The organism is Streptomyces sp. NPDC046308 (assembly GCF_055588065.1).
Map to the genome: position 1 here is coordinate 229,029 of NZ_JBVJFB010000003.1, position 11,750 is coordinate 240,778.

The window sequence follows — 11,750 nt, forward strand, 5'->3', positions numbered from 1 at the left end:
TCGGACGGCGGGTGGCCGGATCACCGGGAGGTGGTGGCGGGCTCGGCGCCGTCCTCGCTCGTGGCGGGGACCGCGGCGGGCCGCTGTGCCGGAAGTTTCGCATGCGGGCGGCGTTCGGGGGGCTCGATGCTGATCCTGGGCAGCCGCCGGTCGAGCCAGGCGGGCAGCCACCAGTTGGCTCCGCCGAGCATGTGCATGAGGGCGGGGACGAGGAGGGTGCGCAGCACGAAGGCGTCGAGGGCCACGGCCGCCGCGAGCGCGATGCCGAACATCGCGATGATCCGGTCGCCGCTGAGGACGAAGGCGAGGAAGACGGAGATCATGATCACGGCGGCCGAATTGATGACCCGGCTGGTCTCGGCGAGGCCCACGCGCACGGCCCGCCGGTTGTCGCCCGTCTCCAGCCACTCCTCGTACATCCGGCTGACGAGGAAGACCTGGTAGTCCATGGACAGTCCGAAGAGGACGGACACCATGATCACGGGGAGGAAGGGTTCGATGGGTCCGGCGCTGCCGAGCCCCAGCGGTTCGCTCCCCCAGCCCCACTGGAAGATCGCGACCACGACGCCGAAGGAGGAGGCGACGGCTGCGACGTTCATGGCCGCCGCCTTCACCGGGATGCCGATGGACCGGAAGGCCAGCAGCAGGAGCGCGCAGCCGAGGGCGATGACCACGGCGACGAAGAGCGGCAGCTTGCCGATGATGACCTCGGCGAAGTCGTCGTAGGCGGCGGTCACACCGCCGACGTGGACCTCCATGGAGTTGCCGTGCCCGGCGCGCGGGATGACGTCCCGGCGGAGGGTGTCGACGAGGTCGCTCGTGGCCCGGGACTGGGGGGCCGAGTCCGGTACGACGGTCAGGACGGCGGTGTCCCCGCTGCGGTTGAGGACGGCGGGGCCGGCGGAGGCGACGCCGTCCGTCCGGCGGAGCGCGTCCGCGAGGTGGTCGACGGCGAGCCGGTCGCCGGCGCCGTCCAGCCGGGCGACGACGGTGAGCGGGCCGTTCGTGCCGGGCCCGAACCCGTCCGCCAGCAGGTCGTAGGCCTTGCGGGTGGTGGAGCCGGCCGGGTTGTTGCCCTGGTCGGAGGTGCCCAGGTGGAGCGAGAGGGTGGGCAGGGCCAGCACCAGCATGACCGCGGTGGCGAGGAGGCCGAGCAGTTTGGGGTGGCGTTCCACGAAGACGGACCAGCGGGCGGCGAAGCCGGAGGGCTGCGCGGGCCGCGGGCCCTCGGCGGCGAGCCTGCGGCGCTCGCGGCCCGAAAGGGCGCGCGTTCCGATGTACGAGAGGAGGGCGGGCAGCAGGGTGACCGAGGCGGCGACCGTCAGGACGACCGTCACGGAGGCCGCTATCGCGACGCCGTTGAGGAAGTTCAGCCGCAGCACGAGCATGCCGAGCAGGGCGATGCAGACGGTGGCGCCGGCGAAGACGACGGCCCGGCCGGTGGTGGCGACGGCGTTCTCGGCGGCCTCGTCGACGGGGAGGCCGCGCGCGAGGCCCCTGCGGTGCCGGGTGACGATGAAGAGGGCGTAGTCGATGCCGACGCCGAGGCCGACGAGGGTGCCGAGCATCGGGGCGAAGTCGGCGACGGGCATGGCGTGCCCGAGGAGGGTGATGCCGAAATAGGCGGTGCCCACGCTGACGAGGGCGGTCGCTATGGGCAGCAGGCTCGCGGCGAGCGAGCCGAAGGCGAGGAAGAGGACCAGGGCCGCGACGGCCACGCCGATGACCTCGGCGAGGTGTGCGGTGGGCGCCTCGGTGAGCTGGATGGCGCGGCCGCCCAGTTCGACCTGGAGCCCGTCGGTCTCGGTGGCGGGGTTCTTGACCGCGTCGACGACGGCCTCGGCCTCGGCCTTGGGTACGGAGTCCGCGTGCTGGTCGAAGGTCACCACGGCATAGGCGGTGCGCCCGTCGGGGCTGATCCGTGCGGAGCTCTCGGGGCCGGGGCCGTAGGGTCCGGCGACGGAGCCGACACCCGGGAGCGCGGCGACGGCGTCTAGTGCGCGGGTCATGCGCCGCTCGATGTCCGGGGTGCGCGCGCTCTGATGGTCCGGGGCCCGCCACACGATGGTGTCGGTGTCGCCGCCCTGGCCGTGGAAGCCCTCGCGGAGGAGGTCGTTCGCCTTGCCGGACTCGGTCCCGGGGACCTCGTAGTCGTTGGAGAACGCCGTTCCCGCGGTGGCCGCGGCCGCCGCGGTCCCACCGAGTGCGAGCAGCCAGATCAGGACGGTGAGGAGACGGTGGCGCATGCACCAGCGCGCGATTCCTGCCAACGGACGTGCTCCCTGATGGTTCGGGTCTTCACCGGGAGGCGGCCCGTCGCAAAGAACGCATGAACTCGTGAAGACCGGGCCGACGGCCCGGGGGATCGCCCCGGGGGATTGGGCCCAGATGGTCTACACCTACACGATCTCAGCGTTTCGTGATCGTTGGCCCGTTTCGTGTGCATCGTCACAGGAGGACAGGGAAGGCTCGTCCACCCGGTAGCCGGGGATCGAGGGCCAGCGGACGGTGAGGACCACCGCGTCCTCCTCGGCGTACCAGGAGTGGTCGACGCCGCGGCCCCAGAGCACGTAGTCCCCCTGCTCGGCGAGGACGACGGTCCGCCCCGGGAACTCCAGCCGGAAGCGACCGCTGATCAGGACCAGCAGTGCGGTGCGCCGCTCGGCGGTCGCCCACCGCTCCCGTTCGTCTCCCTTCGGGTGGACACCCCATTTGATCTCCACGTCCTCGCTGTGACGGGGATCGGCGGGGTCCTTGAAGTGGCCCAGCAGCCAGCCGCGGTCGGCGGCGGCGTCGGGGGCGGCCTTGCCGGTGTAGATGGTGGAGTCGTTCACGGGGTGAGGCTAATGCAGTTGTGGCGGGCGGCCGGACACTGGTGAGCTGGGACGATGACGATGGATCTTGAAGAACTCCTGAAGGTGCGCGCCCGCTTCGACGCCGAGGTGCGCGAGGGGGCGCAGTCGGACAGCGCTCAGGCCCGGGTGGAGCGGGTGGGGCGGGTCGTACGGCACAGCGTGCCCGGGCTCGGCTGGAACGGCGTGCTCTGGTCGGACCTCGACGAGGAGAGCGCGGATGCGGAGATCGCGGCGCAGGTGGCGTTCTTCGCCGGCCGGGGGTGTGCCGAGTTCGAGTGGAAGCTGTACGACTACGACGGGCCGGCCGATCTCGGGGAGCGGCTGCGTGCGGCCGGCTTCGTACCGGAGCCGCCGGAGACCCTGATGGTGGGCCGGGCGGCCGAGCTCGCCCGGCTGCCGGTGGAGCCGCCCGAGGGGATCACGCTGCGGGTGGTGACGGACGAGGCCGGGGTCGACCTCATGATGGAGGTCCACGCGGGGGCCTTCGGCACCGAGCGGCCGCGGATCCGGGAGCATCTGCTCGACCAGGTGCGCAACGAGCCGGAGAACATCGCCGCGGTGCTGGCGATGGCGGGCGACACCCCGGTGAGCGCAGCCCGGATGGAGATGCGGCCGGGGACGGCATTCGCCGGCCTGTGGGGCGGCGGCACGGTCCCGCAGTGGCGCGGCCGCGGCATCTACCGCCTGCTGGTGGCCTACCGCGCCCGCATCGCGGCGGAGCGCGGCATCCCGTATCTACAGGTGGACGCGTCGGACGACAGCCGTCCGATCCTGGAGCGGCTGGGCTTCGGGGTCCTGGGCGTGACGGTGCCGTACATGTGGACGGCCGGCGGCGCCGCCTGACGCGCGGCGGGGAGGTCCGGTCCGCCGCGGGCGGGGCCGCCTGCCGGGCAAGCTCCGCCGGTGGGCGCCGCGTACGACGGCGCGGCGCGTGTGCGGCGCCCGGGCAGTCGGCTCCCCGACGGGGTTCCCCGGCCGGGGATCAACGGGCAGGATCGCCCGCATGGAACGCATCAGCCCGCCCCTGACCGGCAACGAGCGCGAGACCCTCCGGGCCTTTCTCGACTACCACCGGGCCACCCTCGCCTGGAAGTGCGAGGGCCTCACCGACGAGCAGTTGCGCCGGAGCTCGATGCCCCCGTCCACGCTGTCCCTGCTGGGGCTGGTCCGGCACATGGCCGAGGTCGAGCGGCACTGGTTCCGCCGCGTCCTGAACGGCGAGGAGCTCGCGCACCTGTGGTCGGACACCCACGACTTCCAAGCCGCCTACGACGCCTCCGGCTCCACCCGCACCGAGGCCTTCACCGCCTGGCGGGAGGAGGTCGCGCACGCCCGCCGTATCGAGTCCGCGGCCGACTCCCTGGACGTGACGGCGTACGTACCGAGCTGGGAGGAGGAGGCCTCGCTGCGGCTGGTCATGCTCCACCTCATCCACGAGTACGCCCGCCACAACGGCCACGCCGACTTCCTCCGCGAGGCACTCGACGGTGCCACCGGCGCCTAGGGGGTGGGCGGCGCAGCCACCGGCGCTCCGGCTCAGCCGCCCGTGCCCGGCCGCCAGTACCCGAGGCCGTTCACGCGGTGCTTCGGCAGCGCGAGGTCCTTGCGCAGGTACGCCGTCAGGGCGCGCGTCGTCACCGTGTCGCAGGCCAGCCAGACGTACGCCGACTCCGGGTCGCCGAGCAGCTCCGGGAGTTCGGCCCGGACCCGGTCGGCCAGCGCCGTGCCGCCCCGCGGCACGCGGCGGACGTCGCGCAGTGCCGCGTCCCCGCGGACCGGCAGCTGCGCGTCCGAGGCGTGCTGCGTCTCGAACCAGAGGGTCGCCGGGGTCTGCGGGTAGGCGTCCATCAGCGAGTTGACCGCTGGGAGGGAGGCCGGGTCGCCGATGACCAGCAGGCGCTCGGGGGCCGGGACGGGGCCGGTGAATCCGGTGCCCTGGACGGTGGCCTCGATCGTGTCCCCCGGCTCGGCGCCGCGCGCCCAGGCGCTGGCGACCCCCTCGTGCAGGGCGAACTCGAGGCAGAAGGTGCCCGCTTCGGGGTCCGGGTCGACGAGCGTGTAGGCGCGCTGGTGCGGACGGCCCGCGCCCTCGAACCAGACCCGCACCCACATCGTCGGGTGCAGCGACGCGCCGGCGGCCGCCAGCAGCCCGCCGTCGGTGAAGTACACGCGGCGGTAGTGCTCCGTGACGTCTTGCGCCCCGGTGACCGTGAACGTGAAGTCCTTGCCCCGCATGAGCTTCAGGACCACGCCCTCCCAGCCCTTGTCGACAGCCATGTCCGGCCCCTCCCCCGCGCGCGTTTATAGTTAGGCGAGCCTAACCTAATGCACCTTGGGGAAGAGTGTGAGCAGCGTGAGCAGTGTGAGCGGCGAGAACGACGCGGAGAGCGCCGCGTCGTACGAGGTCTTCCGCGACCCCTGGGGCGTCCCCCACCTCCGCGCGTCCGACGAGCTCCGACTCGCCTACGCGCAGGGCCGCGTCACCGCCTTCGACCGCGCCTGGCAGCTGGAGGTGGAGCGGCACCGCGCCCAGGGCACCAGCGCCTCCTTCCTCGGCGCGGAGTCCGTCGGCTGGGACCGCTTCGCCCGCCAGAGCCGCCTCGCCGACACCGCCCGCCTCTGCCACGAGGCCCTGGAAGCCGACGATCCCGGCACCGCCGCCTGGGTCCGCGCGTACGTGGACGGCGTCAACGACGGGCTCGCCGCCGGCGCCGCCCGCGACGAACGCTTCGCCCGCACCGGCCTCACCCCCGCCCCCTGGGAGCCGTGGGTCCCGCTCGCCGTCTGGACCGCCACCCACATCCTGTTCGCCGGTTTCCCCACCAAGCTGTGGCGCGAGCGCGTCGCCCGCGCCCTCGGCGACGAGGCGGTCACCCTCTTCGCCACCGACGGCCCCGGCACCGCCGGCAGCAACGGCTGGCTGGTGCCGGGCGACCGCACCGCCTCCGGCTCGGCGATCATCGCGGGCGACCCGCACCGGTTCATCGAGGACCCGGGCGTCTACCAGCAGATACGTCTCTCCTGCCCGGACTACGACGTCCTCGGCCTCGCCGTCCCCGGCGTGCCCGGCCTCGGCCACTTCGGCCACACCGGCACCGCCGCCTGGGCGATCACCAACGCGATGTCCGACTACCAGGACCTGTACATCGAGCAGTTGCGCCGCGGCGCCGACGACGTCGTCGAGGCCCTGGGACCGGACGGCGCCTGGGAGCCCGTGGCCCGCCACACCGAGACCATCACCGTGGCCGGCGGCGAGGACGTCGAGGTGGAGGTCCTGGAGACCGCCCGCGGCCCCGTGATCATCCACGCGGACGGGGACACCGGGGCCGACGCGCACGCCGCGGCCCACGACGACGGCAGCGCGCAGACCCTCTCCCTGCGCTACCCGCCCCGGGTCCGCCGGGACCTCGGTTTCGCCGCCCTCCCCGCGCTCCTGCGCGCCCGCACCGTCGCCGACATCGACCGCGCCTTCGACGGCTGGGCCGAGCCGGTCAACGTCGTCCACGCCGCCGACACCGAGGGCGGCCTGCTGCACCGCGTCGCGGGCGCCGTGCCGCTGCGCCACCCCACCAACCGGCTGCGCCCCGTGCCCGCCTGGGACCCGCGGCACGCCTGGCAGGACTGGGCCCCGACCCCCGCCGAACCCGTGCAGGGCTTCGCCGTGATGGCCAACGCACGCGGGATCGCCTCCCCGCTCGGCGTGGAGTTCGCGCCCCCGCACCGCGCCAACCGCATCCGCGAGCTGCTCAGCGGCTCCGCGGACTGGTCCCCGAAGGCGATGGCCGACGTACACCGGGACACCTACCTCGCCTCGGCCGAGCCCCTGCTCGCCCTGCTGCCCGCCCTCGAGGACCTGACCCCCGCGGCGGCGGCCCTGCGCACCCGACTGCTGGCCTGGGACCGGCACATGGCGGCCGACAGCACCGACGCCACCGTCTTCTCGGCCTTCCGCAGCGCGACCGTACGCCGCTTCGCCGCCGACCCGGTCTTCGAGGGGCTGTGGGGCGCGCCCGCGGGCCCGGCCGTCTTCCACCCGTGGCTGTACCTGGTCCCGAAGATCGGCTACGCCCTCGAAGGCCTGCTCACCACCTCCCTCGTCCCCGGCCTCGACCGTGCGGCGCACGTCCGGGCCGCCCTGGAGGAGACGGCCGCGGCCGACACCCCCGACACCCCCTGGTCGCAGGTGCACCGCCTGACCCCCTGGCAGGCCGTGCCCGACGCGGAGGCCGCGCAGTGGCCGGGTCTCGGCGGCGACCACGACTGCGTGAACGCCACCTCCACCGTGCCCGGTTTCACCGACCTCACCGCCCGCGCGTCGGCGGCCCGTTACGTCTGGGACCTCGCCCGCCGCGAGGACAGCCTCTGGGTGGTCCCGCTGGGTGCGGACGGCGTCACCGGCTCACCCCACCACCGCGACCAGCTCCCCCTGTGGGCCGCTTGCGAACTCGTCCCCGTCGTCACCGACTGGACCCGTCTCACCAAGGAATCGATATGACCTCCGCCCCCTCCGTCCGACAGCCCGTGCACACGCAGGTCGTCGAGGGCTTCGGCACCGTCGCCATCACGCCCGTCGACCCGGCCGCCGACTCCGCGCTGATCCACAGCTGGGTCACGCAGGAGCGGGCCCGCTTCTGGGGCATGACCGAGGCCGGCCGCGAACTGGTCCAGGAGATCTACGAGGACGTCGACCGCCGCACCACCCACCACGCCTTCATGGTCAGCCGCGACGGTGAGCGGGTCGCGCTGTTCCAGACGTACGACTGCGCCGAGGACCGCGTCAGCGAGTGCTACGAGGTCCGGCCCGGGGACGTCGGCGCGCACCTGCTGATCGGCCCGACCGAGGGCGCGGCCGAGCGCGGCTTCACCGGGGCCCTGATGGCCGTCTTCATCGCCTTCCTGTTCTCCGACGGCGCCGTACGGCGCTTGGTCGTCGAACCGGACGCCCGCAACACCAAGGCCATCGCCCGCCTGGAGCGCACCGGCTTCGTGCTCGGACCGGAGGTCGTCCTCCCGGAGATCGACCTGCCCGAGGTCTACCTCCCGGCGAAGTCGGCCCGGCTGGCGTTCTTCGACGCGCCGGCGGGCCGCTGAGCGGTTCGCCCGCCCGGCCGGGCGTCCGGCGAACGGCACCTGCCCGGAAGGCGGTTGCGCTCGCCGGGCGCCCGGTCGGGTGCTTCTCACCAGGATTTCCGATTCCGATTGACCCCGTACGCATCCCCCGGGAAGCTGATGGCCTCTCAAAGCACGTTGAGGTGGGGGACATTGACCAGTCAGAACCTGCACATCGGACCCGACTCGGCAGCGGACCGGTACCGTCTGCTCCGGTCCATCGGACGCGGTGGGGAGGCCGTGCTCTATCTCGCGGAGATCGAGCTCGCCGGCGGATCCGAGCCCGTGGTCGTCAAGGTGCTCGACTCCAAGACGACGATCACGCCCGACATCTTCGACCGCATCAGCCAGAAGTGGAACGAGCAGGCGGAACTGCTGCGCTTCGTCCACCGGCCCGGCGTCGTGGGCGTGCGCGAGCACTTCGAGGGTCCGCCCATCCACCGGCCCGGTGAGTCCTCGACCCTGACGGGTCGGGCGCTCGTCCTCGTGATGAACCACGTCGACGGCCTGGACCTGCGGGACTGGCGGGCCGAGCGGACGCTCGCGACCGCCGCCGAGCGGCGCGAGGTGATGCGGACCCTGGAGCAGCTGGCCGACGTACTGGACTGGCTGCACTCGGGGAAGGCCACGCCGTCCGGGCGCCAGGTCATCCACGGCGACCTCTCCCCCGGCAACGTGATGGTCGACGCCCACGGGCAGGCCACGCTCGTGGACTTCGGCCTCAGCAAGCTGACCGCCGACCACCAGACGGCGGAGGTCTGGTTCACCCCGGGCTACGCGGCGCCGGAGGTCTTCGACGGCAAGCGGACGCCGGGGACGGACCGGTACGCCTTCGGGGCGATCGCCTACTTCCTGCTGAGCGGGCAGTCACCGCCCGCGACCCCGGAGCAGCTGGCGCAGGCGCTGACGGCGCTGCCGCAGATCGCCGTGCTGGACGCCGAGCAGCGGGCGCGGATCGCCTCGATCTACGCGGCCGACCCGGGGAAGCGGCCGGTGAACCTGGCCGGCTGGATGAAGGACGTCCGCCACGCGGTGGTCTCCACGACCACCTCCACCTCGCAGCGGGCCGTCCAGGGGGCCCCGCCGCTCCCGGCCGTCCCGCCGCAGCCCGTGGCCCCGCCGCAGCCCGTGAGCCCGCCGCCGGTGGCTGCGCCGCCGCCCGCCCGCACCCCGACCGCGCACGCGGTTCCGGCGGCGACCCAAGAGCCCGTCCCGGAGACGGTGCCCGATCCGGCGGCGACGGCCGCCGCGGAGCCGGTGCCGTCGGCCGTGCCCGCCGGGTACGGGCCGACGTACAACCTGAACCCGGCACCGGTACCGGCCCCGGCCCCGGCCCCGGCCGGGGAGCCCGTGCGCCCGAAGAAGCGGCGGACCGGCCTGGTCCTGGGCTCGGTGGCCACGGTGCTGGTACTGGCGGCCCTCGCGGTGGCCGGCGTACAGCTGCTGGGCGACAAGGACAAGGGCCGGGACACGGGGCAGGCCTCGGGCGCGGACGGACCGGTGGCCGCCGCCTCCAGCCGGCAGCCGTCCTCCCCGGACGCGACGCCGACCCCGAACGCCGGCAGCCCCTCGGCCTCGACCGACACCCTCGTGGAGCCCACCGCCACCGCGTCGAAGCCCGCGAACGGCACCGCGCCCGGCGTCAACGCGGCCGATCTGACCGTCATGAACCCCGTGAACGGCCTGGGCGAGTTCGCGGTGGGGGCGGCGAAGATCAACACCAAGCAGTACGGCGCGGCGTTCATCGCCGACCTGGGCTGCAACGGTGACGCGATCGCGGAGTTCGACCTCAACCGCGAGTGGAAGTTCCTGGACTTCACGGCCGGCATCGACGACGGTTCCACCAACGAGAAGGGGCGCGTCAGCGTCTCGCTCGACGGCCAGCCGGCCGCCTTCTCCGAACTCGTCGCCCTCGGCAAGCCGATCACCAAGAGGGTGGAGGTGAACGGCGCCCTCCGGCTGCGCATCAAGGTGGACGCCGGCTGTGACATGGGCAAGGTGGTCATCGCCGCCCCCCAGCTCACGCGCTGACGAAGCGGTGGCCTCCCGGGGAGCCTACGAGCGCCTGCAACCTGCACCGGGACGGCTCCTGGGACCGGCTGCCGACCGTCCCGGTTGAGGTTCGCGTAGCACGTGCGCCGCAGCGCCCGGTTCTCCCGCAGCTCGTCATGGGCGCGCGATCAGGCCGGACACGGTCTGCACGCAGGGCGGCCCCGCGCCGGAGGATTCGGTGCGGGGCCGTCTGTGCGTGCGGGAGGGTTACTCGGAGACGCCCAGGCGCTCCAGGATGAGCTCCTTGACGCGGGCCGCGTCGGCCTGGCCGCGGGTGGTCTTCATGACCGCGCCGACCAGGGCGCCGACGGCGGCGATCTTGCCGCCGCGGATCTTGTCCGCGATGGCGGCGTTGCCCGCGATGGCCTCGTCAACGGCCGCGCCGAGCGCGCCCTCGTCCGAGACGACCTTCAGGCCGCGCTTCTCGACGACCTCGTCCGGGGTGCCCTCGCCGGCGAGGACGCCTTCGAGGACCTTGCGGGCCAGCTTGTCGTTGAGCGAACCGTCGGCGACCAGGGCCGCGACCCGGGCCACCTGGACCGGGGTGATCGGCAGCTCGTCGACCACGACGCCCTGCTCGTTGGCGTTGCGGGCCAGCTCGCCCATCCACCACTTGCGCGCGGCGGCCGAGTCGGCGCCCGCCTCGATGGTGGCGACAATGGAGTCGACGGCGCCCGCGTTGAGGATCGACTGCATGTCGTGCTCGCTGACGCCCCACTCCTCGCGGAGCCGGTTGCGGCGCACGCGCGGCATCTCGGGCAGCGCCGCGCGCAGCTCCTCGACCCACGCGCGGGCCGGGGCGACGGGCACCAGGTCGGGCTCCGGGAAGTACCGGTAGTCCTCGGCGTTGTCCTTGATGCGGCCGGCCGTGGTGGAGCCGTCCTCCTCGTGGAAGTGCCGGGTCTCCTGCACGATCGAGCCGCCCGACGAGAGCACCGCCGCGTGGCGCTGGATCTCGAAGCGCGCGGCGCGCTCGACGGAACGCAGCGAGTTGACGTTCTTCGTCTCGCTGCGGGTGCCGAACTCGGACTCGGGGGTCGGGCGCAGCGACAGGTTCACGTCGCAGCGCATCTGGCCCTTGTCCATGCGGGCCTCGGAGACGCCGAGCGCCTTGATGACCTCGCGCAGCTCGGCGACGTACGCCTTGGCGACCTCGGGAGCCCGCGCGCCCGCGCCCTCGATCGGCTTGGTGACGATCTCGATGAGCGGGATGCCGGCGCGGTTGTAGTCCAGCAGGGAGTGGGACGCGCCGTGGATACGGCCGGTGGCGCCGCCGACGTGCAGCGACTTGCCGGTGTCCTCCTCCATGTGGGCGCGCTCGATCTCCACGCGGAAGATCTCGCCGTCCTCCAGCTGGACGTCCAGGTAGCCGTTGAAGGCGATGGGCTCGTCGTACTGGGAGGTCTGGAAGTTCTTCGGCATGTCCGGATAGAAGTAGTTCTTCCGGGCGAAGCGGCACCACTCGGCGATCTCGCAGTTCAGCGCGAGACCGATCTTGATGGCCGACTCGATGCCGATCGCGTTGACGACCGGGAGCGAGCCGGGCAGGCCGAGGCAGGTCGGGCAGGTCTGCGAGTTGGGCTCGGCGCCCAGCTCGGTGGAGCAGCCGCAGAACATCTTGGTCCTGGTGCCGAGCTCGACATGGACCTCGAGGCCCATGACGGGGTCGAACGAGGCGAGAGCGTCCTCGTACGACAGCAGTTCGGTGAAGGTGGTCACGGTGAAACTTTCCCT

9 protein-coding genes are annotated in these 11,750 nt (G+C 73.1%); 5 read left to right on the forward strand and 4 right to left on the reverse strand.

Annotated features, from left to right (window positions below):
• Window positions 1–20: 20 nt before the first annotated feature.
• A complete protein-coding gene (locus ACZ6JT_RS14890) occupies window positions 21–2,270 on the reverse strand; it encodes an MMPL family transporter (RefSeq protein WP_469209947.1) in 2,250 nt (749 codons plus the stop codon).
• Between the two features lie 129 nt (window positions 2,271–2,399).
• Window positions 2,400–2,834 carry a cupin domain-containing protein gene (locus ACZ6JT_RS14895; protein WP_469209949.1) on the reverse strand — a complete coding sequence of 145 codons (435 nt, stop codon included), beginning with the start codon at window positions 2,832–2,834 and terminating at the stop codon, window positions 2,400–2,402.
• A 60-nt stretch (window positions 2,835–2,894) separates the two neighbouring features.
• Between ACZ6JT_RS14895 and ACZ6JT_RS14900 the strand changes: the two genes are divergently transcribed.
• The gene (locus tag ACZ6JT_RS14900; RefSeq protein WP_469210697.1) at window positions 2,895–3,698 is read left to right on the forward strand and encodes a GNAT family N-acetyltransferase; all 804 of its coding nucleotides are present in this window, start codon (window positions 2,895–2,897) and stop codon (window positions 3,696–3,698) included.
• Window positions 3,699–3,858: 160 nt separating this feature from the next.
• Window positions 3,859–4,359 carry a DinB family protein gene (locus tag ACZ6JT_RS14905; RefSeq protein WP_469209951.1) on the forward strand — a complete coding sequence of 167 codons (501 nt, stop codon included), beginning with the start codon at window positions 3,859–3,861 and terminating at the stop codon, window positions 4,357–4,359.
• Window positions 4,360–4,391: 32 nt separating this feature from the next.
• Here the strand turns inward: ACZ6JT_RS14905 and ACZ6JT_RS14910 are convergent, their stop codons facing one another.
• Window positions 4,392–5,132: a siderophore-interacting protein gene (locus tag ACZ6JT_RS14910; protein ID WP_469209952.1), complete on the reverse strand. Its 741-nt coding sequence runs from the start codon at window positions 5,130–5,132 to the stop codon at window positions 4,392–4,394.
• A gap of 76 nt (window positions 5,133–5,208) precedes the next feature.
• Between ACZ6JT_RS14910 and ACZ6JT_RS14915 the strand changes: the two genes are divergently transcribed.
• The 3 genes from ACZ6JT_RS14915 (at window position 5,209) to ACZ6JT_RS14925 (ending at window position 9,995) form a co-directional block, all read left to right on the forward strand.
• Window positions 5,209–7,350, forward strand: a complete 2,142-nt coding sequence (locus ACZ6JT_RS14915; protein ID WP_469209954.1) for a penicillin acylase family protein — start codon at window positions 5,209–5,211, stop codon at window positions 7,348–7,350.
• Window positions 7,347–7,946, forward strand: coding sequence for a GNAT family N-acetyltransferase (locus ACZ6JT_RS14920; RefSeq protein ID WP_469209956.1), 600 nt, complete (start codon window positions 7,347–7,349; stop codon window positions 7,944–7,946). Before ACZ6JT_RS14915 ends, ACZ6JT_RS14920 begins: the two co-directional genes overlap by 4 nt.
• A 171-nt stretch (window positions 7,947–8,117) precedes the next feature.
• Entirely contained in the window at window positions 8,118–9,995 is a 1,878-nt protein-coding gene (locus ACZ6JT_RS14925; RefSeq protein WP_469209958.1) for a protein kinase domain-containing protein, read from the forward strand.
• Window positions 9,996–10,223: 228 nt separating this feature from the next.
• On the opposite strand, the gene gatB is transcribed toward ACZ6JT_RS14925, so the two are convergent.
• Window positions 10,224–11,735 (reverse strand): Asp-tRNA(Asn)/Glu-tRNA(Gln) amidotransferase subunit GatB, encoded by a 1,512-nt coding sequence (gatB, locus tag ACZ6JT_RS14930; RefSeq protein WP_469209960.1) that lies wholly within the window; start codon window positions 11,733–11,735, stop codon window positions 10,224–10,226.
• Window positions 11,736–11,750 lie beyond the last annotated feature (15 nt).

Coding starts and splice junctions, on each gene's coding strand:
- ACZ6JT_RS14900 (WP_469210697.1), top strand. CDS start 2,895: ATGGATCTTGAAGAACTCCTGAAGGTGCGCGCCCGCTTCGACGCCGAG.
- ACZ6JT_RS14905 (WP_469209951.1), top strand. CDS start 3,859: ATGGAACGCATCAGCCCGCCCCTGACCGGCAACGAGCGCGAGACCCTC.
- ACZ6JT_RS14910 (WP_469209952.1), bottom strand. CDS start 5,132: ATGGCTGTCGACAAGGGCTGGGAGGGCGTGGTCCTGAAGCTCATGCGG.
- ACZ6JT_RS14920 (WP_469209956.1), top strand. CDS start 7,347: ATGACCTCCGCCCCCTCCGTCCGACAGCCCGTGCACACGCAGGTCGTC.